Source organism: Chryseobacterium sp. T20 (genome assembly GCF_047345655.1).
Taxonomy (GTDB): domain Bacteria; phylum Bacteroidota; class Bacteroidia; order Flavobacteriales; family Weeksellaceae; genus Chryseobacterium.
This window is the reverse complement of the sequence record NZ_JBLFDU010000008.1, coordinates 20,131-45,936: the sequence shown is the minus strand read 5'-3', so window position 1 is coordinate 45,936 and position 25,806 is coordinate 20,131. Positions and strand designations below refer to the sequence as shown.

Here is a 25,806-nt window from a genome sequence, read left to right as displayed (position 1 = left end):
AATATTTCCGTATCAATTCAATCTAGTATTGACAGAACAGTATTTGAATATACAATATGATCAGAGCGAGTATAAAAAGAATATTTCAATTTTTAATGATGGTATTTACCTGTCTGTCTATTTTCACTGTCTTATATTCGCAAAATTATACTCCAGGGCAAATAGATAACGCATTAATAATTAAATCCGAGAATCTTAGAATAAGAGGTCAGAAAAAAGAGTTAATTTCTTTAAATGAAAAATATATTACTATTTCCAAAAATCAGAATTATCTAAAAGGGGAGATTTTAGGTTATATCAACATTGCTAATATTTATGCAACTATAGGTGATTACAAAAATTCTTTTTATTATTTACATAAAGCTGAAAAGAAAATCAAAAAAATTAATAATGCTTATTTATCCGCAAAACTTTATCAGGAGTATGGACAGGTGAATTATGTTATTGGTTTATACATAAAAGCTTTGAAATACAATGCACAGTCTATTTATTATGGTAAAATGATTTCTAATCATGACGAAAAGGAAATATTATCAGGTATTTATGCAAATAGGGCAGATTTTCTGCATAATATTCACCAGGATGACTCCTCACTCATTTATTTGCACAAAGCATTAAAAATAAAATCAAGCCCGGTAATTAATTCATTGATAGCAGATCATTATATGGTTTATAAAAAAAATATGGATTCTTCTTCATATTATTTAAATAATGCATTGAAGCTATTGCAGAAAATGAATTACTGGAATATTCAAAGAGGGCAGACCTATTACTATTATGGTAATTTTCTAAATAAAAATAAAGAGCCTGAAAAAGCATTGTTGTATTATGAAAAATCTATTGCCATTCTAGAGAAAACCAAGAGGGTGTATAATATTCCTCTGCTTTACAAAACAATATCAAGTACTTATGGTGAGTTAAATAATGAGGAGAAAGAAAAAGAATATCTTGAAAAGTATACTAAACTAAAAGATAGTTTGAGCAGGACCTGCAATGAAAGTATAAATACTTCAATCGATGAAATTATAAGAGAAAAAGAATCAGAAAATATTTCAAAGAAGAATATATTTTTAGTTTATAACATTGTAGTTTTTTGTCTTATTGTTATTTTGCTTTTTGTTTATATCCATTATCAAAAGAATAAAAACATCATAAAACAGAAGGAATTTGAAACGGATGTTTTAAGAGAAAGACTCAATAATTCTTACGATTGTATTATTGATTTGGCTAAAAAAAACGATCCTAATTTTCTCAATAAATTTCAGGAAGCGTATCCGGACTTTGTTAAAAAAATGCTTACGATAAATTCTAATTTATCAAAATCTGATTTGTCGTTTTGTGCAATGATATGGTTGGGATTTTCATCAAAAGAAATTGCACAATATACTTTTGTGGAACATCGGTCCGTTCAGAATAAAAAGAACAGGCTTAGGAAAAAGTTAAATATTTCTTCAGATGTTGACCTGTATTTCTTCTTTAAAAGTCTTTCTGATGAATAGCGAACTATTCATCCCTGTTTATTCAGAGTAAGGAATGCAGGTAATGTAGTTAAATTCCTCATTTTTCAAAAAAATAGACTAAAAAGTTTAGTCTATTTTTTTGCATTTTTATTGAATATTGTTTTTTTTAAGAGCCTATTTTTTAGGGTATAAAACTAATTATAACTATACAAAAACATAAATTGATGCCTCAGATGTCTTTATTTGTATACTTTGCTATCCATTTATATAATGTAGTTTTTGGGATTTTATAATCATTTATTATCTCCAGCTTTGTTTTTTTTCCTGTTTCAATTTGTTCCAGAATAAATTCTATGATCTCCTTCGTGTAGATATTTTTCCTAAACTCAGGTAAAGAAGATGTTTTTTTATGAGAAGCATCAGCAGGAAATTCCTTTTTAGGAGGCGAAAATAGTATAAGGTGCTGTGAGTAAGCTCTGAAAAAATCATATTCTAACAGCTTGCTCCACCTCAATAATTTATCAGTTGTCAGATCTTCTTCAAGGAACATTTTTTCAATTTCAGATTCAGTGCATTTCATAAAGTTACATGCTCTCTGCATGTCCAATGCTTCTTCCTGAAACTTAGCTTTAATAATGCTGCCAATATGTATTTGTTTAAAGTTCAAAATAAACGGTATTATATGATTAAAATTTATTTTCGCAAAAATTTTAAGACCTTAGGATTTTGTTGGGTCGATGTCAAAAAGGGTCTGAATTATAGTGAATATTGTCATAATTATAGATAGACAATCTTAATTCCTACTTGAGAAGATAAATAAGAGTGAAATTTTTTCATCATTTTTGCTTTGTTCAAATTTAGCATGGATTATTTTTCTTTTATCAAATAGTCATACAGCATAAGTACATCATTTTTTTATCAAATGTATATAGATAAAAAAACTCCCGAAAAACGGGAGTAGCAACTTTGATCAGCATTATAGATCTTTGTAAAATCAAAAATGAAAACTGATTGTGTTATTAAAATATTAAAAGAGTTATTTTTTTTATAAGAATTAAAAACTTTAGCCAAGTTGTTAATCTAGCAATATATTTGTTTTTATATGTCAAGTAATGCTAATAAATTTTCTTGATTTAAATTTATGTCTGATATTTTAAGTAGACAAATTTTTAGCTACATCAAATATACATCAATCAATTTTTAGCTTGGTAATAGGGGGATTCTAGATGATGAAAGAACTTTCCTGGGTAGGATCATGGAGTTTTAGATTAAAAAACAAATTTATCAGATTGTTTCCGGTATCAAAGAGTTTATGTTATATAAATCAATAAATGGTGAATTTTATATATTTAATTATTATTTTATTAATGATTTTGCTATTAATCATTATATGGTGATTATTGTAATGAATATATTTATGTTTTAACTAAATTTAATAATAATTTTATAGATATTTTGTGAATATTTTTATTTTATTTAATTTTATGGCAACAAAATTGTAATGTATAATTTGGATGGAAAATTTATTATCATATCCTGTTAATTTATTTTATGTGTTAAGGATTGATATTAATTTTTTGTCCGCTTGAAACTTATTATTAATTTATTATGCAAACACTAAAGCTTAATCAATTTTTGAAAATATTGGTAAGCATCCTGATATATCTTTCATTTTCTACGTTGCTCTATTCTCAGGCATATACTCCTCAATATATAGACAGTATGCTGATAAGAGTTAATGAGGATTTAAGAATAAGCGGTAGAAAAAAGGAATTGATTGACCTTAATAATAAATTTTGCAATATCAGTAAAAAGCAAGATTATAAAAAAGGGGAGATCCTTTCATATATTAATTTGGGTAATATTTATGCGACTGTCGGAATGTATGAAAAAGCATTCAAATACCTACAGGTTGCTGAAGAAAACCTTGAAGGAATTGATGATTATTATTTACATACGAAATTATATCAGGAGTATGGTCAGGCTAATTATGTAATAGGACTTTATAAAAAAGCAGTTAAGTATAATTCCAGATCCATTTATTATGGTAAACAAATAAAGGATCAACATGATCGAGAAATTTTATCTCTGGTGTATGCTAACAGGGCCGACTTTTTAAGAGAAACAAATTCTATCGATTCTTCATTAATTTATTTACATAAAGCTTTAGATGTAAAACCTACGCCCGTTATCAATTCCACGATTGCGAACCACTATCTGCTTTTTGGTAGAAATGAGGATTCGGCACAAGTGTATTTTAACAGAGCGTTTTCTCTTTTAACAAAAAGAGATTACTGGGATCCTCAGAGGTCTCTTACTTATTTTTATTATGGGAATTTTTTATTTGAAAAAAAGGATTATAATTCGGCATTAGACTATTATATTAAATCAGTGGAAATACTCAAAAAAACCCGAAGAGTTTATCAGATTCCCATATTATATCAAACTATTGCCAAGACCTATAAAAAATTAAACAATGCCTCCAAGGAAAAAGATTATCTGGAGAGATATGCTAGATTAAATGATAGTCTGGGAAGGGTATGGGATGAATCCATAAATAATTCTGTTGATAAAATGACTCGGGAAAAAGAGAAAGAAGATATAGAGCAACAGAACTCAACCATGCTGTATAACGTAATCGTTTTTTCATTATTTGTCATTATTATCATTGTATATTATGTCTATAATAAAAGAATTACCAGAAAACGTAAAATCATAGAGGAGAAAGAATTAGAGACAGAATTTTTAATAAAAAAGATGTCTGTTGATGATGAAAGGCTTGTATCTTTAGCTAGGAAAAATGATCCTTTATTTTTTAATGAATATCAAAATGCTTATCCTGAGTTAGTTGAAAGGCTTTTGGAAATTAACCCAAAACTATCAACCAACGAACTTTCATTTTGTGCCATGATACAGCTGGGTTTTTCTTCTAAAGAAATTGCTCAATATGGATTTATGCAGCACAGATCAGTACAAACAAAGAAAAATAGATTACGAAAAAAATTAGATATTCCATCGGATGTGGATATTTACTTTTTCTTACAAAATTTAAATTCCAGATGATACTTTTGATTAGTCTAAGTGAATTTGTAAAAAGATAGTAGGCAAAAACAAAAGGCTGCCTTGAAGGGAAGCCTTTTATTTTATATTCAAATGTGAAGTTTCAGTTCTGTAAAGGTAAGAATTGCCGGTTCATATTGGGAATCGGATAGCTTTCCAAATCCATATGTACAGAAAATAAATGGTAATTTGTTGGAGTTTGCTGAATCATAATCGGTTTGAGTATCGCCAATGTAGACGGAATCTTCAGTAGATAATTGATTTCTTTCCATAAGAAGCCGTATGTTTTCAGATTTATTTTTTTTGGTTCGTCCGTGAGACTCAAAATCAACAAACAGATCATTGAATTGATAATAATCTAAAAATGATTCAATATACCCATCCTGACAGTTGCTCACTATGAAAAGGGAATAAGTGTTGGCCAGACTCTTTAGAGTGTCTTCTACGCCATCATATAAAATCCCACCTTGTAAGTGAAGTGTTTTATTTTCTTCGGCTACAATTTCAGCAAGGATTTCTTTGGCTTGCAGATCCGAAATGCCGGGAATAATATCTTTTACAATATCATGGGCTAACAGTCCCATATACTGATCCATGTCTTCGGGTTTCAGTGCTTTTTTGATCAGCTGATGTTTGCCCAATACTTCATTCCATATTTTGATGATCGTTGCTCTGGAATCCCATAATGTTCCATCCAGATCGAAGATTAGATTCTTTGTTTTCAAAATGATTAATTTGTGGTTTAAATTTAAATAGGGTAATATTTAAAAATTACAAAATCATACTCAGCTGGACTCTTTTTCTTGCTTCATCCACTTCTGTTACTTTTACACGAACATGTTGATGAAGTTTTACAACCTCGTTTACATCTGAGATGAATCCTTCTTTCAGCTGAGAAATATGAACCAGTCCGCTTTCTTTGATTCCAAGATCCACGAAACATCCAAAAGCGGTAATATTATTGACAATTCCTGGAAGAATCATCCCTGCTTTTAAATCTTTAATGCTTTTAACATTCGGGTCGAATTCAAATACTTTGGCTGCTTTTCTTGGATCTAGTCCCGGTTTTTCAAGTTCTTTTAAAATATCCTTAATTCCTAAGATTCCAACTTCACCTGTAATGTAGTTTTCGGGTTTTAGCAGGGCTATTTTTTCTTTATTGGCTATCAGTTCATTGGTTTTAATACCTAAATCTTTTGCCATTTTCTCAACAATTCCATAAGCTTCAGGGTGTACAGCAGAGTTATCTAAGGGGTTTGTGGCGTTTGCGATTCTTACAAAAGCAGCGGCTTGCTGGAAAGCTTTTTCTCCAAGTCTTGGAACTTTTTTCAGCTGTTTTCTATCTTCAAAAGCACCGTTTTCAGTACGGTAATTCACAATGTTTTCTGCCATTTTTTCTCCGATTCCGGAAACATAACTTAATAGTGATTTGCTGGCAGTATTTAGATTAATTCCCACAGAGTTTACACATTTCATCACGGTAGAATCCAGCTCATTTTTCAGCTGGGTCTGGTCTACGTCATGCTGATACTGCCCAACCCCGATGGATTTAGCATCAATTTTCACCAATTCCGCCAACGGATCAGAAAGCCTTCTTCCGATAGAAACTGCTCCACGCACCGTTACATCATACGACGGGAATTCATCTCTTGCAATTTTACTTGCAGAATAAACGGATGCTCCTGCTTCTGAAACTACAAAGACCTGCAAAGGTTTATCAAAAGCAATTTTTTTAATGAAGAATTCTGTTTCGCGGCTTGCAGTTCCATTACCAATAGAAATTGCTTCGATATTATAAGCATTCACCATAGAACGGATCTTTTTCATAGCCATTCCACTTTCATTTTGCGGAGCGTGAGGGTAGAGAGTTTCGTTGTGTAATAAATCTCCCTTTTCATCCAGACATACTACTTTGCATCCGCTTCTGTATCCGGGATCTATTGCCAGAATCCTCTTTTCTCCCAAAGGCGGAGCAAGAAGGAGTTGGCTTAAGTTCTCAGAGAAAATTTCAATGGCTTTTTTGTCTGCTTTTTCTTTAGCTTCCTGTAAGGCTTCATTTGAAATAGCAGGTTCCAGAAGTCTTTTATAACTATCTTTTATGGCCAGTGCAATTTGTTCAGAACTTTCATTATTAGATTTGATAATGGCTTTTTCAATAAAATCAATGGCTTCTTCCTTGTCTATTCCTACATTTGTTTTTACAAAACCTTCTGCTTCTGCTCTGAGCATGGCAAGAAGTCTGTGAGAAGGTGTTCTGCTAAGGCTTTCTTCCCATTCAAAATATTGGGAGAATTTCTGGGCTTCTTCTTCGTCTTTTTTAGCTTTTACAACCTTGGAGGTAACTACTGCTTTGCGTTGAAATAGTCTGCGAAGGTTCTTACGAACGTACATGTTTTCGTTAATCCATTCTGCCATGATGTCTCTTGCACCCTGAAGCGCTTCTTCTTCAGAGGCTACATCATTGTTCAGGTATTTTGAAGCCAGAAACTGAATGTCATTACTTTTCTGGCTCATAATGATTTTAGCTAAAGGTTCCAGTCCTTTTTCCTTGGCTGTATCAGCTTTGGTTTTCTTACGCTTTTTGTAAGGCAGATAAAGGTCTTCCAGCTCCTGGATGTCAAAGCTTTCTTCTATTCTCTGTTGAAGTTCAGGAGTCAATCCATTCTGTTCTTCTATTGATTTTAAAATAGATTCTTTTCTCTTAACAATTTCATCAAATTGCCTGCTTATTTTTGAGATCTGTTCGATTTGCGTTTCATCAAGGTTTCCGGTTTTATCTTTTCGGTAACGGGAAATAAAAGGAATGGTACAGTCTTCAGATAATAGTTGTAAGGTATTGTTGATGCTCTTTTCAGAAATATTGAGCTGTTTCTGTATAAATTCTACGGTCGTCATTGTTCTGTTTTCGGATAGCTAAAATAGGGTTTTGGAATGGAAAAAATGAAGTTGAAATATAAAAAAAGCCTGATTACAGAAAATGTAACCAGGCTGTATGATAATTTTTAAATTAATTAAGGCAGAATTTCATTATAGTAAAGAGGTGTTTCATTATTTTTATCATATCCCATTATAATGATTTTGTATTTCTTAGCATCATCATTGTTGTAAAACTGAATATTTAAAGGTTCTAAGGGCTGATCTTCTAAAAAAGGATTCCAGTAAAGAATACTTCTAGTGTCCTGTGGGATACTTTTAAAACTATCGTTTTCGTAAACAGGACTTTCAAAAGTGGCTGGTTTATCATACCCTTTTAAAGTTATTTGTCTTAATTGAGATGGTTTGGTACTGTTGTCAACAGATCCTGCACTGCCTCCGCGTTTGGTATAAATGGCTATTGCTCCATCACCTCCACCGGAGTTTGCAACGAAAGGTCCTTTTATTATTTTTACCATTGCGATATCAGATATTGATATACTAGGGATCTGATTGGCATCTATAGGCATTTCATCAAGAAATATATTAACATTTCCTCCTCTTAAATTTGGAGTATATGTTCCATTTTGCAGGGTAATGGTTAACCCAGCAACTCTTCCTTGAAGCCATTGTAAAATATCACTTGATCCCTGGGCGCTGGAGTCATTTACAAAGTCAAAAATCTGTTCATTGATGCTTTTGAATAAGTTACTGCTAAGCTCATCATTTAATTTTTTTGTTTTATTTTTTTTATCTGCTTTTAATTTTATTTCTTCAATGTTTGTTATCTTTTCACTAATGCTTTTTTTTGTATTAAGGGCTATAATGGATCTGCTTATTTCATTAGTTACTTTGTCATTCTGAGATCGAGGAACTAATTTATAGGACGTTGAAGGCAGTTTTTTATCGTATGCTATAAAATTATAATTAGGTTGAAAATAGACAGAATAATTATTGTCAGGCTTTTTTGATGTAGAATTTGGTTTGTATGAAAACTTCATTGAATCTTCGAAAATTAGATTGTCGAAAGTAAAAAAGCCATTCTGATCAGATTTGACCTGAAAAAAGCTGGCTCCTACACCCGAGTCAAAAACCAAATTTAAATCTGTATTGGGGGCAGGTTGACCTTGAATATTAATTTTTCCTTTATAAGAAAGGTAATTGGTTGGTTGATATTTAATGATAGGATAATTTCCGGTAATAATTGATTCCCAGTCAAAACGAGTCCATTTTTCTGAAATAAGAAGAGCGTCTAAGGCATTGTTATTACGGTTTTTTGTGAAATATTGTGCTGGCTTGGTGATCTTTGTGGTAATATCCCCTGTGAGCCATAATGAACTTAATAAACTTTGGTTGTCTTCCGTACTTCCAGTACTGGCATCAATGACTAAAACTGTATAATTGGAATAATTTTGATCTTTAGTGATATTAAACGAATTCTTTCCACGAGGAATATCGTTTAATAAAAGAGACTGCAGTGTGGGAGTTTTTGTCCGCAATGATTGTGGTTCTACAAAACAAAGCCTATTAGCAATTACGTTCTCTTTATCATCAAAAACAGTAAGTTGTAAAATTCCATTAACGAGTTGATTGTTAGATATAGAATATTGAATATCGTTATTGATTTTATTAATTTTGGCCTTGTAAACAAGTTGATTGTTAATGGTTCCCAGAATTGTATAATACTTTGATCCCTGAGAAATATTTTGGGATTTTAAGGTGTATTTTACATTATCTTTATCATTGGTTACCTGTAAGTTTATTCCAGATGATGAGACTTCTGGTAAATTGATACTTTGTTGCTGTCCTTTTTTATCCTGAACGACAAGCTGATATTTTCTTCCACTTCTCGGACTGAGATTGAATGTGCCAATGTTTTGGTCAAGTCCTTTAAATTCCACTATTTTGATATCCGGATTTTCACTATCTATGACATAACCTTCCCAGTCAGAGGGTGCGTCTCCATTTGATTGTAGCCTTACAGCAAATTTGGTATTGATGTTATCTATAAAGGTTCCACTTTCTGGATATGCTGATGCTGTCCATTCAGGTATAGAATCAATTGTCAGTTTCTCAGGAGAAGAAGGATTGTAAACCGCAATGGCTTCTATACGTTGAAAATCACTATTGAAATTAGCCATCCATGTAGTATAGGCCCGGATATAATAGATTCCTTCTTTTAAAGAATTGGGAATCATAATGCTACCGTTACCTTCTCCATTGAATAGAGGAATTATTTTTTTGCTGATCTGATTTTTGTTGCTGTCATACAGCTCTATAAATAGGGTGGTAGAAATAGCAGAAGTAGTATAACCATCAAATACAAATGATTTAAACCAAAGATTCTCTCCGACAATATAATTGTTTTTATCCAATACCAGATGTATTTTTTCCTGAGGATATTTTTGCTCAAATGTTTTGAGAGCTTCTTCGGCTTTTGATTGTGCATTAAGACAATAGATTGTACTTAGTGTAAATAGAGTTATTAGTTTTTTTGACATGTTTTCTTAAAACTTTCGTTCTTCTTATGATGCATTAAAAATACATTTTTTGTGATAAATTAAAACAGAAAAAATAGATTCAGTTAAAATGATAGAAATCGTAATTTTCAGATATATTGAATAAATAATTATCGTAGAATCTATTAATATGACTTTAAATAATAGAAAACTAATGATTAATTTTTTGTTTGCTATGTGATAATGTTTAAATATTTACTTATTTATGCTTTGCTAAAATCTAATAACCGCAATAATAAACATGAGAAAAATATTTACATTATTCATCTGTTATTCTTTTATAATATCTTGTACAGTCACAGAATATGAAGAGCCTAAAAAGTGTAATTGCACGGTACAGGAATACGAGCGGACCGTGATTTTAAAAAACGGGAACGATGGTACTTATAGTGATTATTCTGATACAGGATGGGTGGTTAAAGGAAACCCACAGAAAGATAATTCTGCTGAATGCTCCAGAAATGGGACTCAAAAAGATACGGAATTCTCCAGTAGTTATGATTCTCAATACAGATGGGATGTGTATCGTAAATGGGTGTATGATTGCAAATAATTTGGATAATTTTATATTTCTTGATATATGTTAAGATGATGCAAAGCACATTTTTCTATTTTTGTACCCGAAAACAACAAAATTTCAAAACTTTTTTAAAACAGTTCAATATGAAAAAAATTAGCGTAATTGCATTAGTAGGAGTAGGATTGCTTTTGGCATCATGTGATAAAGGAAAAACAGCAGAAACTGCAGCCACGGCTCAGGAACAAACTGTAGCAGAGAGCAAAGGAGAAACACTGGCAGTAGATACAGTAGGCTCAGTAGTAAACTGGAAAGCTTTCCACAAAGGAGGAATGGCACCTCGTTGGGGAACACTTACGGTGAAGTCTGGAGATATCAGTGTTGATGCAGGTCAGGTTTCTGCAGGAAACTTTGTAATTGACATGAACTCTATCAAAGTAGATCCGGCTTCAGTAACAGAAAAAGATAAAAAACCAGCTGATCTTGAGGCGCACTTAAAAAATCCTGATTTCTTTGATGTAGCGAAAAACCCTACTTCAGATTTCAAAATTACAAGTGTTACAGATTTGAAAGAAGCACCAAAAGATGCTGTGGCAGGAGCTAATAAAACGGTAAGCGGAAACCTTACTTTATCAGGAAAAACAATGAATGTTACGTTCCCTGCGAAAGTAGAGGTGGCTGAAAATTCAGCAGCGATTCAGGCTAAATTCACTGTAAACAGAGCGGATTGGGGGCTTAAATTCGGTACTTCTGAAGCAGATCCTGCAGAATGGATGATCAGCAAAGATATCGAGATTGCAATCGACGTAAAAGCTAAAAAATAAGTTATTTAAACTTTAATAACTACAAGAGCTGTCTTCACGAAGACAGCTCTTGTTATTTAGAAAGCTTTTTTGCTCAAATGGAAAAGGAAACTAATTTACAATCTTGGAGTTCTGGATTCTTACACAATATTCACTTCCCAGATATAAAGGATTTCCGTGCTTCTCAGACCAGAATCCATCCAGTACGTCTTTGCCCAGGCAGCGGTATACAGCAACTCCTTTATAGATTTTATCATCTTCTCCTTCGTAGTTGAAATTAATCACTAGAATTTGGTCTTTATAAAATCCTGTCCCGTTTTGCTGATGGTCACCAATCATCCATTGGGCGATAATGCGATTATTTTCATCTACAGATAAGGTCAATATACCATGATAAGTTGGCAGGAAAGATTCCTCCTGATTACTTCCTTCAATAGAGTAGCTTCCCACCAGATCGTGTACTGTCATTGATTTATTTTTAAAAAGCAAATTTAAAACATTAAGATCATATTAAATAATATTCATTGTAAGCTTAAAAAATCAGAATGATTCATCTTAACTATACTTTACTTTTTAAATCTTCCTTAATGGTTTAAAAATATGGAATGTGCAAGTATATTTTTATAAATTAAGCTCTATTTTTGCCGCAAATTAAATGAAGAATGATTCCTTTTCTGTTGATAATAAATGTACTTACATTAGGTATTTTTGGTTTTGATAAATGGCAAGCCAAAAAGCATCAATGGAGAATTTCCGAAAATACCCTTTTAGGAATTTCTCTGCTGGGCGGAATTATAGGAGCCGCTATGGGAATGATTCTCTTCAATCATAAAGTTTCTAAAAAATCTTTTCTCATGAAATTTATACTGGTTGTTTTAATTGATCTTGTTTTGTTTTACAGGTTACTAAGACATTGATTGTGAATGTTAAAAATAGTTTTTCGGAATGTTAAATATTTGAATAATATATTAATTATTGTGTTTTTTTTATATTTTTACCATGCTAATAACATATAAACAAAACAACATGAGAAATCTTAGAAAAATTTCCAGAACTGAAATGAAATCAGTTCAGGGAGGAATCGTTAAAGGAATGGTAAAATGTAAAGATGCCGACACATGTGCTGTAAGATGGGGATGGGCGACAGGATTCTCCAACAATTGCGCAGAATTTGACATCATATGCGGAGAACCCCCTGTGATAGATCCATGCGAAATACAAGCTTGTGTATAAATAACCTAAAGAGTGTTTTTCGGACACTCTTTTTTTATTGCCTTGTGAATAAGTATTTTAAACAAATTATTAAATATTTAGATAACTAAATATTTTTTCATTAAAAATCACTACTTTTGCACCCGTAAAAATCTTTTATGCAAAACATTAGAAATATTGCGATTATCGCACACGTTGACCACGGAAAGACGACTTTGGTTGACAAGATCATTCACGCTACCAACATTTTCAGAGAAAATCAGGAGAGTGGGGAGTTAATTATGGATAACAACGATCTTGAAAGAGAAAGAGGGATCACCATCTTATCCAAGAATATTTCTGTTACTTATAAAGACACAAAAATTAACGTAATTGATACTCCTGGTCACGCCGATTTTGGTGGAGAAGTAGAAAGAGTATTGAAAATGGCTGATGGGGTTATTTTGTTAGTGGATGCGTTCGAAGGACCAATGCCACAAACAAGATTCGTACTTCAGAAAGCATTGGAATTAGGATTGAGACCATTAGTGGTTATCAACAAAGTAGATAAACCAAACTGCCGTCCTGACGAAGTTCATGATAAAGTATTTGACTTATTCTTCAACCTTGAAGCTACAGAAGAGCAATTGGATTTCCCTACGTTCTACGGATCTTCAAAACAAGGATGGTTCAACACTTCATTAGAGCAAACTGAAGATATCTTACCACTATTAGATGGTATTTTACAATATGTTCCTGAACCGAAAGTAACAGAAGGAAATCTTCAGATGCAGATTACTTCTCTTGACTTCTCTTCTTTCTTAGGAAGAATTGCAATCGGAAAAGTTACAAGAGGTGAAATCAAAGAATCTCAATGGATCGGTCTTGCTCAGGCAGAAGGTAAAATTGTAAAAGGAAAAGTAAAAGAACTTTACGTTTTCGAAGGATTAGGAAAGAAAAAAGTAACTGAAGTAAAAGCTGGAGATATCTGTGCTGTAGTAGGTTTCGATGCTTTCCAGATTGGTGATTCTTTCGTTGATCTTGAAAATCCTGAGCCATTGGAAAGAACGGCAATTGACGAGCCTACGTTGAACATGACGTTCTCTATCAACAACTCACCTTTCTTTGGTAAAGATGGTAAATATGTTACTTCAAACCACCTTAAAGAAAGATTAACAAAAGAATTAGAGAAAAACCTTGCCTTAAGAGTTCAACAGACTGATGATGCAAACACTTTCTTAGTATTCGGTAGAGGTATTCTTCACTTATCTGTTTTGATTGAAACAATGAGAAGAGAAGGGTACGAAATGACAATTGGTCAGCCGCAGGTTATCTTCAAAGAAATAGACGGTGAAAAATGTGAGCCTTATGAATCTTTGGTTGTTGATGTTCCTGAAGAATTTGCTTCAAGAGTTATCGACTTGGCAACTCAGAGAAAAGGTGACCTTCACATTATGGAAACTAAAGGTGAAATGCAGCACATGGAATTCGAAATTCCTTCAAGAGGTCTGATCGGATTACGTTCTCAGATGTTGACTGCTACGGCTGGTGAAGCTATCATGGCGCACCGTTTCACAGAATATAAGCCTTTCAAAGGTGCTATCCCTGGAAGAAACAATGGTGTTTTGATCAGCAAAACTACAGGTCCTGCTACAGAATATTCTATTGCAAAACTACAGGATAGAGGTAAGTTCTTCGTTGATCCGGGTGAGGAAATCTACACAGGAATGATCATCGGTGAACAAAACAAACCTGGTGACTTGGTTGTAAACATCGTTGAAGCAAAACAGTTGAACAACATGAGAGCTTCAGGAAAAGATAAAGATACAGGTGTTGCTCCAAAAATCTTATTCTCTCTGGAAGAATGTATGGAATACATCCAGGGTGATGAAGCTATCGAGGTTACTCCAAACTTTATCAGAATGAGAAAGAAAATCCTTTCTGAAGAAGAAAGAAAAAGAGTTGAAAGAGGAGCGAAAGCTTAATCTAAAATTCTTAAAATATAAAAAAGCCTCGATTTTCGAGGCTTTTTTTCTATGCCAACCCATTAAAATGCTTATTTTGGCATAATAATCTCTAAGAATAAAAATAAATTTTAATGTAGTTTTGTGACTATGAGAATGAATAAATTAAAACTTATCGTTTTACTGGGCTTTTTTGCATCTTACACTACCTCATGTTCCGTTCAGAACAATGTTGTAAAAACACCTTCCACAAAGAATCCGACAAAACCAATCAACAATACAAATCCTCCAAAAGTAAATCCGGTAGTAACGAAGCCTACAACAGGAACAGCTGCTTCAAGTGATGAAAACTTCAGAACTAATCTTCCGGAAATCAAAAGAGAATTCCGTGGAGCATGGATTGCCAGTGTTGCCAATATCAACTGGCCTTCAAGAAATGATCTTACAGTAGATCAGCAGAAAGCAGAAGCTATTAGTATGCTTGATATGCTGAAAGACAATAATTTCAACGCTGCTATTTTCCAGATCAGACCTTCTGCAGATGCACTTTATACAAGTAATATAGAACCATGGTCTTACTTTCTGACCGGAGAAACAGGAAAGGCTCCATATCCAAACTATGATCCGCTTCAGTTCTGGATTGAAGAAGCTCATAAAAGAGGTCTGGAATTGCATGTTTGGTTAAACCCTTACCGTGCACACCATACAAATGGCGGAGCTGTTAATAACCTGTCAATGGCCAATAAGCTGTCTGATATTGTAGTAAGATTAAAGAACGGAATGTACTGGTTTGATCCGGCTAATCCGAAAACACAAGGGCATGTGTCCAATGTGGTGAAAGATATTGTAAAAAGATACGATATTGATGCTGTACATTTCGATGATTATTTCTATCCTTATGCTACTTACAATAAAGGAGCAGACTTTCCCGATAATGCCAGCTGGAATGCTTACCTAAGCAGCGGAGGTACCTTATCCAGAGCAGACTGGAGAAGAGATAATGTGAATAAATTTGTGGAACGTATCTATAAAGAAATTCACGCAGAAAAAAATAATGTAAGATTTGGGATCAGCCCATTCGGAATATGGAAACCCGGATATCCTATGGGAGTTATTGGTTCCTCTCAATATGACGAATTGTATGCAGATGCTAAATTATGGTTAAATAAAGGCTGGGTAGATTACTTCTCTCCACAGCTTTATTGGCCCATAGATTCTAAAGGACAAAGCTTCGAAGCTCTGCTGAGCTGGTGGCAGTCTGAAAATACAATGAATCGTCACTTATGGCCGGGCTTGAATACTGTTGAGATTAAAGTCTCAGACCGTCCAACGGAAATCAAAAACCAGATTGCTATTTCCAGAAATATTCTTAAAAATGATGCCGGAGAAATTCACTGGAGCATTGCAGGGCTTACCAAAAACCCCAATATGCTTCCGGCCTTGAAAAGTGGTCCATACAATGAAAAAGCATTGGTTCCGAAATCTCCATGGATAAAAGCTGTTCCATTGCAGACGCCTACCTTATTTATTGCTGATAACGGAAGTTTTGCTCAGACAAGCTGGAGTACAAAAAATGCTGCCGATGTATTTCTATGGGTGCTTTTTACTCAATATAACGGAGTATGGCAAACAGAAATTTTAACGCTTGATACCCTGTCAAAAGACATTCCTAAATCTAAAGACGGGAAAAAGCTGAACGCAGTGGCTATCAAAGCTATCGATAGATTAGGAAATGAAAGTGATTATACAGCAAGAAAGATTAAATAGTTGGGATACAACCCATTCTAAATATGTCATTGCGAACCTTTAGGTGAAGCAATCTCAATCATGAATTTAATAAAACCGGTTCTCAGACAGAGCCGGTTTTTATTTTAGAATAACTATAAATTATCAATTTAAATAATTGAATATCAGTTGTTTTTAAAGCGTTACTGGGTGTTTTAACATAAAATAATAACCTTATCGGAACTGTTTTTGCATGATTCATTCTATAATCACCAAAATATAACATTATGAATACTAAAAGACTTTCCACCAACATGGAAAAAGCACTTAGCGATCAGATGAACAAAGAAATTCATGCATCACACGTTTTTTTATCTTATGGAATCTGGGCCGACGACAAGGGTTATCAAGGAATAGCCAACTTTCTTTACCGCCACGCCCAGGAAGAGAGAAATCACTCTATTAAATTCATGGAATATATTTTAAACAGAGGCGGAAAACCAAAAGTAACAGCCATTCCGGCTCCTCCGGCTGATCCTAAGACCCTTACAGCCTGCTTTGACGGTGTTTTTAAACACGAAGTAGATAATACAACTGCTATCTACAAAATCGTAGATCTTTCCATGGAAGAAAAGGACTGGGCAACCTGGAACTTTATGCAATGGTTTGTACAGGAACAGATTGAAGAGGAAACATTGGCTCAAAACTTAATAGATAAATTAAAAATTGCAGGAGGTGACAGAGCTACTGACGAATCTTTATTTACTTTAGATAAAACTTTACAGGAAGCACCCAATGATGTTCCGCTGGCTCAGAATGCTACAGGTGTTAACCCATAGAAAAATCCGGTGAATTCAAACCTTTTGAAAATCTGTCAGAATATTGGCAGATTTTTTTATTATGAAACTCTGGCAAAAATCACTATCTTTGCACACTCGTAATTCAAGGTTCTGTGTTCAATGTTTAAAGTTGAAGATTTCTTGAGTTACTCCTAAACCTTAAACTTTGAATTTTACAATATGAAATGTGGAATCGTAGGCTTACCGAATGTAGGTAAATCAACTCTTTTTAACTGTCTGAGCAATGCAAAAGCTCAATCAGCAAACTATCCTTTCTGTACTATTGAACCGAACCTTGGAACGGTTTCTGTACCGGATCAGAGATTGTTTGAACTGGAGAAAATCGTAAAACCTGAGAGAGTTTTACCCGCTGTAGTTGAGATTGTTGATATTGCAGGTCTTGTAAAAGGAGCCAGCAAAGGAGAAGGATTGGGGAACCAGTTCTTAGCTAATATCCGTGAGTGTGAAGCGATTATTCATGTTTTAAGATGTTTTGATAATGGAAATATCGTTCACGTAGAAGGTTCGGTAGACCCATTAAGAGATAAAGAAATTATTGATATTGAGCTTCAGCTGAAAGACCTTGAAACCGTAGGAAAAGCAGTTGAAAAAGCTAAAAAATTCATCAAATCAGGGAAGAAAGAAGATATTCTTACTTACGAAACCCTTCAGAATTTACAGAAATTTCTTGAAGATGGTAAAAATGCAAGAGAATTTGCCACTGATGACTTTACAAAATCAATCATCGGAGAAGTTCAGTTGTTGACGAATAAGCCTGTTCTTTACGTTTGTAACGTAGATGAAAATTCTATCAAAAACGGAAATGAGTGGATTGCTAAGATTGAAGAAATGGCGAAAGGCGAAGGTGCTGAAGTAGTAGTATTAGCAGCACAGATCGAAGCTGATATCAATGAGCTTGAAACTTTTGAAGAAAGAGAAATTTTCCTTGATGAACTAGGACTTACAGAACCTGGTGTAAACCGTTTGATCAGAAAAGCATATGATCTTTTGAAACTTCAGACGTATTTTACAGCTGGAGTAAAAGAAGTAAGAGCCTGGACTATCGGACAGGGATGGACAGCTCCACAAGCTGCAGGAGTTATCCACACAGACTTTGAAAAAGGATTTATCCGTGCAGAAGTAATCAAGTATAACGATTACATTACTTACGGTTCTGAAGTAAAGATAAAAGAAGCCGGAAAACTTTCTGTAGAAGGTAAAGAATATATCGTACAGGATGGTGACATCATGCACTTTAGATTCAACGTATAAGAAAAGTATTAAAGTTAGTTATAATAAAAAGCGTTTCCATGAATTTGGGAGCGTTTTTTGCTTTTATTGGGAATAGATACTATTGATTAAAAGAACTGCTCCCGAAATTGAGAGCAGTTTTTATTTTTGTCCTTAAAGCTGAGGAATACCTATGTCGAATCGGCATTTTGGCTCTATACAAGAGACAGAGAAAACCACACAGTTATTAACTATATCTGTACATCTTAACTGTGCCTGTCCAGTTCTACACTGAGGTTCAGAGCATGAAGGATGAATTTGTGCACAAATACCTTGATGGCTGCATATCATTATACCTCCTTTAATGGTCTTCAACTCTTTTTTATTGAGCTTTTTACCATTATTTAAATATTGATTTCTCATTCGTTAAAGTTTTTATGGTTTAGTTTTTTTTGCTTTTACAATTCAATACCAGGTTGGCATTGTAATTCTGCACAGGCAAAAGAATATTTCTTACAAGTCAGGTCTGGAAGCAAACACATCTCTTTTCCACCAGTAATTACTCTTAATTGTCTTTTGTTCAATTTTTTTCCGTGATTTAAATTTTTGTTTTCCATTGGTTTGATTTTTAATGGGTTAGTTTTAACGAAAATAATAAAAATAAATGAGTTATATCACTGTGTATAGAAAAAAATTAAAAAAATATACTGCAGTGTCTTTAATATCTGTAATAAATTTCAAATAAAATAAGCTGTTATATTGAAATTTTTAACATATTAGTATAGTGTACTTTTTGAAATTAAAAGAGTTTTAAGTTCCGGAGAACAATCTGTAATCATTTCAAAAAGGTTGGTTGATAAGTTTGTATATTTGAATTTTACAAATCATTTGTGATGGAAAAAATAGCACACACTTCACTGGAAGATTTTTATAAAGCCATGGCAGACAAGCTGGGAAAGGATCTTGAAAGTATTTTTCCAAAAGGTCTTCACAAAGACATTGGTCACTTTAATGTTTTTGATATTGCCCAAACGATAGAAAGAGCAAAGGCTACTTCTGAAATGCCTTATAACAGAAGAAAGTACTATAAAATAAGCTTTATAAAAGGAAGAAATAGAGCAGAATATGCAGACAAAGTAATTTCAATAAAACAAAACGCTCTATTATTTGCTACACCTAAAGTTCCCTATCACTGGGTTCCTGAAGACCCGGATCAGTCCGGAAGTTTCTGTGTATTTACGGAAGACTTCTTTATTAAGGATAAGTCTTATTATAATCTGGAAGATCTTCCTATTTTTCAGCCAGGTGGAGTTCCTGTTTTTGAAATTGATGGTGAGCTTGCAGAAGAAATTGAAAGCCTTTTTAAAAAGATAAAAAAAGAAATAGATTCAGATTATGTATTTAAATATGATCTGATCAGAAACTATGTTCTGGAGCTGATTCATTATGGACAGAAATTACAGCCTGCCTCTAAAATATCGGCTTCAAATGATGCATCCATACGAGTAGTTTCCTTATTTATAGAGCTGCTGGAGAGACAGTTCCCTATTGAATCATGGGAACAGAGGCTACAATTGAAAACTGCAAAAGATTATGCAGACCGATTGGCTGTTCATGTCAATTACTTAAACAAAAGGTTAAAAGAAAGCACCGGAAAGACAACCACAGAATTTATTTCGGACCGGATTATTCAGGAAGCTAAAATACTTTTAAAACAGACGAAATGGAATGTTTCAGAAATATCCTATGCTCTGGGATTTGAAGAGATTGCGCATTTTTCCAATTTCTTTAAAAGGAAAACAACGTTTACCCCATTGGAATTTCGTTCCTGATTTGAATTTTGCAAATTTCAGATTGATTCAAGCAAACACTTCAGTCTGAAAATATCCCAACTTTGTACCATCAAAATAATCAAAATACAATGAACACAAAAACAAATATTGCACTGGTAACCGGAGGAAGCCGTGGATTAGGGAAAAACTCAGCACTTAAAATTGCTCAAAAAGGATTAGATGTTATTATTACCTACAGAAGCAACAAAGAAGAGGCAGATGCTGTTGTCAATGAAATTAAATCAATCGGAAGAAATGCTGTAGCATTTCAGCTTGATACAAAAGATATTAAAAGCTTTGATACTTTTGTGAAAAACGTAACAGATCATTTGCAGCAAAATACAGGAAGTACTCATATTGATTATCTGATCAATAATGCAGGAACAGCATTATATTCCCCGATTACAGAAGTAACGGAAGAACAGTTGGACGATGTGGTAGATATTCACTTTAAAGGAGTGTTTTTCCTGACTCAAAAATTATTGCCATTTATTAATGATGGAGGAGGTATTATCAATGTGTCTTCAGGGTTAGCAAGATTTGCAACACCAGGATCCTCTATTTATGGATCAATTAAAGCAGGAGTAGAAATGCTTACGAAATACATGGCTAAAGAATTAGGTTCAAGAAAAATCAAAGCCAATGTTGTGGCTCCGGGAGCTATTGAAACAGATTTTGGTGGCGGAAGAGTAAGAGACAATGAAGAGATCAATGCCATGGTAGCAGGTGCTACAGCGCTGGGAAGAGTAGGTCTTCCGGATGATATTGGTGGAGTGGTGGCATTCCTGTGTACGGAAGACGCAAGATGGATCAATGGACAAAGAATAGAAGTTTCAGGAGGAATGTTCCTATAGAACTTTAAAAGGCCAAAAAGCGAAATTTTTAATTTCCTTTTTGGCCTTTTTCACTATCTTTAATCTAGAGATCAGTTTATATGATTAAAGAATTTCTTGATCAGTACCCATACCTTCTGTTGGGACTTGAGGCCCTTTATCTTCTCGGGGTTACTTTCCTTGCGGGTAAGATCATTATGGATACCAGAAATACAAGCAAAACACTGGCTTATCTTCTGCTTATTATTTTTCTTCCGGTAGTTGGAATCATTATTTATTTTGTTTTTGGAGTCAATTTCAAAAAGAATAAATTTTATACTTTCAAAGTAGAACGTAATGAGCAGATATATCAAAAAGTACAGCAATATATTGAAGAAACCCATCATAAAACACTGATTGCTCATCAGGAAGAATTACAGAATTTTTTGCTCACTGTTAATTTTCTTTACAATGCCGGAAATGCACCTGTTTCTCAAGGAAATCATACAGAAGTACTGATTAATGGTGAGGCTAAATTTGAAAAAGTTTTCGAAGTACTTGAAAAGGCAGCACATCATATCCATCTGGAATATTATATTTATGATAATGACGACGTAGGAAACAGGCTTGCTGATCTGTTGATGAGAAAAGCAAGGCAAGGTGTTAAAATACGTTTTCTTTATGATGATCTGGGAAGTGGAAAATTAGGATGGAAGTTTTTAAGAAAATTACAGGAAGCGGGAGTGGAAGTATCTCCGGTCAACAAAATTACTTTCAGGCTTCTTGCCAACAGAGTGAATTACAGAGATCACAGGAAGATTATTATTGTAGATGGTACTGAGGTTTTTACAGGTGGCATTAATGTTTCGGATAAATACATCAATCCTAATCCAAAACAGTACTGGAGAGATGTTCACCTTTATATTAAAGGAGAAGCTGCTTTTTATTTTCAATTTTTGTTTTTCAGCAACTGGGTTTTTGCTACTGAAAAATTTCCCGAAATCTCAACATCGTATTTCGATTATAAAAAAACTGAAGCAGGAAGTTCCCTCGTTCAGGTTGCTGCAAGTGGACCTGATACCAGACCTTCCATTATGTTGAGCACCAGTTCGGCAATTCTTTCTGCCAAAAAAAGAGTATATATTGTAACACCTTATTTTATCCCTGTTGAAACGGTATTGAATGCCATAAAGCAGGCTGGTCTTTCGGGAATTGATGTAAGGCTTATGGTGCCAAAATCAGGAGATTCAGTAGTGGTGAATGCCGCGGCCTATTCCTATTATGAAGAACTTCTGGAGAACAAAGTGAGAGTATTCTTTTACAAAAAAGGGTTTATTCATGCCAAAACAATGATTGTTGATGACCATTTTTCGTCTGTAGGAACTGCGAATATGGATGTCAGAAGTCAGGAACTTAATTTTGAGGTGAATACATTAATCTTTGATCCTGAAATTAACCAGAAGCTTAAAAACCTTTTTATTGAAGATATGAATGATTGTGAAGAAATCTTCCTTGGTACCTGGAAAAAAAGGTCAAAATTCAAAGTTTTTTTTGAACATCTGGCCAGATTGCTTTCTCCGTTAATTTAAAATTCATCTGTGAATAGAAAATAAAAACTCCGGAAACATTTCCGGAGTTTTATGCATAATCTCTTTACCTCTTTGTTTTAAGCAGAAAGTATTAAATCTTTGATAAATTCTCAAGCGCCTTTTCCAGAGTTTCCTGCTTCTTGGCAAAGCACAGCCTGATCACATTCTCATTCAGCTTGTTTTTATAAAAAGAAGAGAAAGGAACGCTGGCCACCTTATGATTGATAGTAAGTTCTGAAGCAAAATCAAAATCATTTTTATCTGAAATCTTATCATATTTCACCGCCTGAAAATAAGTTCCTTCACAATCCAGAAGCTCGAAGGATGTACCTGCAAGACCTTTTCTCAGAAAGTCTCTTTTTTCCTGGAAAAACTGATTCAGATAAGTATAGTGTTCATCATTTTTCATGTATTCTGCCAGGGCCTGCTGAATAGGCGTATTTACACAAAACACATTGAATTGATGTACTTTCCTGAATTCTTCCGTTAAGATTTTAGGTGCAGCACAATAGCCCACTTTCCATCCGGTAACATGAAAAAGCTTTCCAAAAGAGGCCACAAGAAGGCTTCTTTCTTTCAATTCCGGATACTTACAGATGCTTAAATGCTGTTTCCCATCAAAAACAATATTTTCATACACTTCATCACTCAAAATAAGAATGGAAGTGCCTTTTACCAGTTTGATAAGTTCTTGTATATCATTTTCTTTCAGGATTTTTCCTGAAGGATTGTTAGGATTATTAAGAATGATCATTCTGGTTTTTTCACTGACAAGATTCTTTACTTCCGCCCAGTTGATTTCATAATCCGGAGCTTTCATTTCAAATCGTTTTACAATGCCTCCGAAAAGCTCTACCGTAGGCTCATAACAATCATACGCCGGTTCAAAAATAATCACTTCATCATCTTTTTTAATAAATGATGCGATAGCCGTGAAAATCGCCTGAGTACCGCCTGCAGTAACTGTTATTTCAGAGTCCGGATGGTAAACTGCCTGGTGGCTGTTTTCAATTTTTCGTGCAATTTCTTCCTTTAAGCCAATCATTCCGCCAAGAGGTGCATACTGGTTGAACCCTTTTTTAATAAAATGATCTACATGATTTAATAATTCTGAATCTGGCATAAAATCAGGAAAACCCTGAGACAGATTGATGGCTTCATTTTCATTGGCAAGCTGAGTCATCTGACTGAAAATAGTAGTTCCTACATTGGAAAGTTTCGATAAAGGAAGTTGTATCATAAAAACAGTTTTGTTGACCGAATTTAATGAAATAATTAAAACAGATTGAACTTAAGAAGATAAAAATTAGCAAACAGTAGGTTTAATAAGGTTTTTAGATTTCATAACTGGCTGGGAATTCTATATTTTTTACCCGTTCGGCCTTTCCATAAACTGATTGTACCAGCAATGCTGAAAAATATGATTGGGCAGTTGGAAAATAAAAGGTAATATTTTGAATTCCTGCATAAAGGAACGTGATATAAAATAGGTATATAAAATGACCATCCCGTTGTAAGGATGGTCATTATTTTTAATGGGATAAGCTTAATAAAAGCTCAATAATAAATCAATCTGTGCATTACTTACTCCTGCCGGTCTGTTCGCTTTAAGCTGTGTACTTAAACTGCTTAATCCATAACAATATTTTAGAAAATTAGTTTCAATATTGGCTAAAGTATAGCCGGTAACCTGATCATTGACCGTTCCAATGGGTTGAGGACTAAATGACTGTCCCAGTTCGTTGAAGTTATCCACTAAATTAATAAACAAACTTGTATAGTCAGAACTTGTATTCAAACTCCAGAACTGATACCCGAAACGATTAGGAAATACGGGAGGATTGGATGGATTATAATTTGGAGTTCCATAATTTGCAATGCCTCTTTCTCTATATTCTATTCCTGTTACAAACCATTCTACAGCGCATGGCCAGCTTTCCTGCAGCATAGAATTAACCTGTGAATACTGAACTGCTCCGGTGTTCATTTTGATAACATGAGAGGTATGTGCAAGTTCATGTACAGTCGTTGAAAAATAATCATCAGACTGATACTCCGTTGTTGACCCCGGTTGGAATCTTGCTATTTTCAGGTAAGGAAAAACAACATAATTGATTCCCTGCCAATTTTTAGCTGTATTTTTAGCTATAATGTGAGAACGGTTTCCACTAGGCCTGACAGGTCTTTGTAAACCACCAATATCTTTATAAAAATAACGGTAGGCTGCTCTAAACATATGGCCCTGCATATTTTCATAGCCAGGCATGATGTCATGACTCCAATGATTACTTTTAATATTATTTCGGACTACATTGGAAGGGCTAATCTGGTTATCTTTTATTACAAAATGCTTTCTATCCATATGCAGCTTAAAATCTACGTTTTTGTTGTTTGGAAAAGGTGTACCGTCCAATCCGTACTGGCCATTTGCATTGGTGATACCTCCTCTTGTTCTCAGACCCCTTTTAGCGGTAACTTTAGCGCCTTCAAAAGGGATCAGTGTATTTAATCTTGTATCGAAAATTCGAATGGTACCGTATATTGGGGCACCACCTCCGCCTCCGGGATTCGGGTTTGGATTGGGATACCATTGCCCGGGTTCTCCTATATTATCCCAGGGCTTATAGTCGCTAGGTTCCCAAGGTGTGAAACCGGATATGTTTTCTGCTCTGTTGACCAGACTATAGACGAATTTATAATTCATATTACCAGTGCCTAAGAGTTCGAGATCCTCTTCGGGAAGATACACCTCCTGAAGAATCTCATAACTAATCCCGGCAGGTAAGGGCGTCTCATTCCTCACAGTTGCATATTGTGGTGTAGGCTGATCAGCTGGAGCATCAGGGTCATGATAGAATTTACCGACTACCAATACTTCTTTATCAAGAGGATAATCATAAAGAATAAGATCGGATTGCTGAAGCACCTCCAATTCATCTTCCGTTGCCGGATTGAATTTAATGTATTTGTGTGTAGAGCGAATATTTACAGCAGTCAGTGATCTGTTGCCTTCTGCTTTTGGCTCAGCCAGTAATGATTTGTAAGCAGCCATCATGTTTTCAATTGTGTACGGAATAGGAAGCTGTTCTCCTAATACCGTGGGTTCTCCCTCTTCAGCATATTTTGTTTCATCCTCTGAAGTGAGATCCCTGTTCATGAGTTGGGAATTGGAAGCTTCAGTTTCATACTGTTCTATCACATCAGAACAGGATGCCGATAAAAGAGAAACCAAAGTTATGTAGAGTACTATTTTTTTCATGTTTTAATTTTTAGTTTTTATATTCTTTTCTGGTCCGGAATAAGATTACTCCGAAACTTTTTCTTTTAAAAACCACATTCCAATCGGCAGACT

General features: G+C 34.1%; 21 protein-coding genes and 1 pseudogene. 14 read left to right on the top strand and 8 right to left on the bottom strand.

Annotation, left to right across the window (positions count from 1 at the left end; all coding sequences use genetic code 11):
• Positions 1–95 precede the first annotated feature (95 nt).
• Positions 96–1,499, top strand: a complete 1,404-nt coding sequence (locus tag ACMA47_RS17245; protein WP_413930774.1) for a LuxR C-terminal-related transcriptional regulator — start codon at positions 96–98, stop codon at positions 1,497–1,499.
• Positions 1,500–1,689: 190 nt separating this feature from the next.
• Here the strand turns inward: ACMA47_RS17245 and ACMA47_RS17240 are convergent, their stop codons facing one another.
• Positions 1,690–2,127 carry a transposase gene (locus tag ACMA47_RS17240; RefSeq protein ID WP_413930773.1) on the bottom strand — a complete coding sequence of 146 codons (438 nt, stop codon included), beginning with the start codon at positions 2,125–2,127 and terminating at the stop codon, positions 1,690–1,692.
• Positions 2,128–3,068: 941 nt separating this feature from the next.
• Here ACMA47_RS17240 and ACMA47_RS17235 point away from each other — a divergent pair.
• On the top strand, positions 3,069–4,523 hold the full coding sequence (locus ACMA47_RS17235) for a hypothetical protein (protein ID WP_413930772.1): 1,455 nt from the start codon (positions 3,069–3,071) through the stop codon (positions 4,521–4,523).
• A gap of 86 nt (positions 4,524–4,609) precedes the next feature.
• Here ACMA47_RS17235 and ACMA47_RS17230 read toward each other — a convergent pair whose 3' ends face one another.
• From ACMA47_RS17230 to ACMA47_RS17220, 3 genes are all read right to left on the bottom strand, one after another.
• Positions 4,610–5,245 (bottom strand): HAD family hydrolase, encoded by a 636-nt coding sequence (locus ACMA47_RS17230; protein WP_413930771.1) that lies wholly within the window; start codon positions 5,243–5,245, stop codon positions 4,610–4,612.
• A gap of 46 nt (positions 5,246–5,291) precedes the next feature.
• Complete coding sequence (locus ACMA47_RS17225; protein ID WP_413930770.1) at positions 5,292–7,415, bottom strand: Tex family protein; 2,124 nt, start codon at positions 7,413–7,415, stop codon at positions 5,292–5,294.
• 116 nt (positions 7,416–7,531) lie between these two features.
• Positions 7,532–9,934, bottom strand: coding sequence for a hypothetical protein (locus ACMA47_RS17220; RefSeq protein WP_413930769.1), 2,403 nt, complete (start codon positions 9,932–9,934; stop codon positions 7,532–7,534).
• A 259-nt stretch (positions 9,935–10,193) separates the two neighbouring features.
• On the opposite strand from ACMA47_RS17220, the gene ACMA47_RS17215 reads away from it, so the two are divergent.
• Entirely contained in the window at positions 10,194–10,505 is a 312-nt protein-coding gene (locus tag ACMA47_RS17215) for a hypothetical protein (protein WP_413930768.1), read from the top strand.
• A gap of 110 nt (positions 10,506–10,615) precedes the next feature.
• Positions 10,616–11,293 (top strand): YceI family protein, encoded by a 678-nt coding sequence (locus ACMA47_RS17210; protein WP_062675166.1) that lies wholly within the window; start codon positions 10,616–10,618, stop codon positions 11,291–11,293.
• Positions 11,294–11,383: 90 nt separating this feature from the next.
• Here ACMA47_RS17210 and ACMA47_RS17205 read toward each other — a convergent pair whose 3' ends face one another.
• Positions 11,384–11,740 (bottom strand): hypothetical protein, encoded by a 357-nt coding sequence (locus ACMA47_RS17205; protein WP_413930767.1) that lies wholly within the window; start codon positions 11,738–11,740, stop codon positions 11,384–11,386.
• Between the two features lie 194 nt (positions 11,741–11,934).
• Here ACMA47_RS17205 and ACMA47_RS17200 point away from each other — a divergent pair, with 194 nt between their 5' ends.
• The 6 genes from ACMA47_RS17200 (at position 11,935) to ychF (ending at position 18,263) form a co-directional block, all read left to right on the top strand.
• Positions 11,935–12,189, top strand: coding sequence for a DUF1294 domain-containing protein (locus ACMA47_RS17200; RefSeq protein WP_413930766.1), 255 nt, complete (start codon positions 11,935–11,937; stop codon positions 12,187–12,189).
• Positions 12,190–12,298: 109 nt separating this feature from the next.
• Positions 12,299–12,505 (top strand): bacteriocin-like protein, encoded by a 207-nt coding sequence (locus tag ACMA47_RS17195; protein WP_413930765.1) that lies wholly within the window; start codon positions 12,299–12,301, stop codon positions 12,503–12,505.
• A gap of 137 nt (positions 12,506–12,642) precedes the next feature.
• Complete coding sequence (gene typA, locus ACMA47_RS17190) at positions 12,643–14,448, top strand: translational GTPase TypA (RefSeq protein ID WP_079241980.1); 1,806 nt, start codon at positions 12,643–12,645, stop codon at positions 14,446–14,448.
• A 129-nt stretch (positions 14,449–14,577) separates the two neighbouring features.
• Positions 14,578–16,194: a glycoside hydrolase family 10 protein gene (locus tag ACMA47_RS17185; protein ID WP_413930764.1), complete on the top strand. Its 1,617-nt coding sequence runs from the start codon at positions 14,578–14,580 to the stop codon at positions 16,192–16,194.
• Between the two features lie 245 nt (positions 16,195–16,439).
• Positions 16,440–16,991: a ferritin gene (locus tag ACMA47_RS17180; RefSeq protein ID WP_413930763.1), complete on the top strand. Its 552-nt coding sequence runs from the start codon at positions 16,440–16,442 to the stop codon at positions 16,989–16,991.
• Positions 16,992–17,171: 180 nt separating this feature from the next.
• Positions 17,172–18,263, top strand: coding sequence for a redox-regulated ATPase YchF (ychF, locus tag ACMA47_RS17175; RefSeq protein ID WP_034696517.1), 1,092 nt, complete (start codon positions 17,172–17,174; stop codon positions 18,261–18,263).
• A 416-nt stretch (positions 18,264–18,679) separates the two neighbouring features.
• On the opposite strand, the gene ACMA47_RS17170 is transcribed toward ychF, so the two are convergent.
• Positions 18,680–18,838: a hypothetical protein gene (locus ACMA47_RS17170; protein WP_413930762.1), complete on the bottom strand. Its 159-nt coding sequence runs from the start codon at positions 18,836–18,838 to the stop codon at positions 18,680–18,682.
• Between the two features lie 276 nt (positions 18,839–19,114).
• Here ACMA47_RS17170 and ACMA47_RS17165 point away from each other — a divergent pair, with 276 nt between their 5' ends.
• The 3 genes from ACMA47_RS17165 to cls all read left to right on the top strand — a co-directional run bounded on the left by ACMA47_RS17165 (position 19,115) and on the right by cls (position 22,454).
• Complete coding sequence (locus tag ACMA47_RS17165) at positions 19,115–20,053, top strand: helix-turn-helix domain-containing protein (RefSeq protein WP_413930761.1); 939 nt, start codon at positions 19,115–19,117, stop codon at positions 20,051–20,053.
• An 89-nt stretch (positions 20,054–20,142) separates the two neighbouring features.
• The gene (locus ACMA47_RS17160; protein ID WP_413930760.1) at positions 20,143–20,907 is read left to right on the top strand and encodes an SDR family NAD(P)-dependent oxidoreductase; all 765 of its coding nucleotides are present in this window, start codon (positions 20,143–20,145) and stop codon (positions 20,905–20,907) included.
• A gap of 80 nt (positions 20,908–20,987) precedes the next feature.
• Complete coding sequence (cls, locus tag ACMA47_RS17155) at positions 20,988–22,454, top strand: cardiolipin synthase (RefSeq protein WP_413930759.1); 1,467 nt, start codon at positions 20,988–20,990, stop codon at positions 22,452–22,454.
• Between the two features lie 91 nt (positions 22,455–22,545).
• Here cls and ACMA47_RS17150 read toward each other — a convergent pair whose 3' ends face one another.
• Complete coding sequence (locus ACMA47_RS17150) at positions 22,546–23,694, bottom strand: methionine aminotransferase (RefSeq protein WP_413930758.1); 1,149 nt, start codon at positions 23,692–23,694, stop codon at positions 22,546–22,548.
• Positions 23,695–23,790: 96 nt separating this feature from the next.
• Here ACMA47_RS17150 and ACMA47_RS17145 point away from each other — a divergent pair.
• Positions 23,791–23,904 (top strand): annotated as a pseudogene (locus tag ACMA47_RS17145) (DUF2867 domain-containing protein); the annotation flags it as partial.
• Positions 23,905–24,000: 96 nt separating this feature from the next.
• Here the strand turns inward: ACMA47_RS17145 and ACMA47_RS17140 are convergent.
• Entirely contained in the window at positions 24,001–25,713 is a 1,713-nt protein-coding gene (locus ACMA47_RS17140; RefSeq protein WP_413930757.1) for a hypothetical protein, read from the bottom strand.
• Between the last annotated feature and the right edge of the window lie 93 nt (positions 25,714–25,806).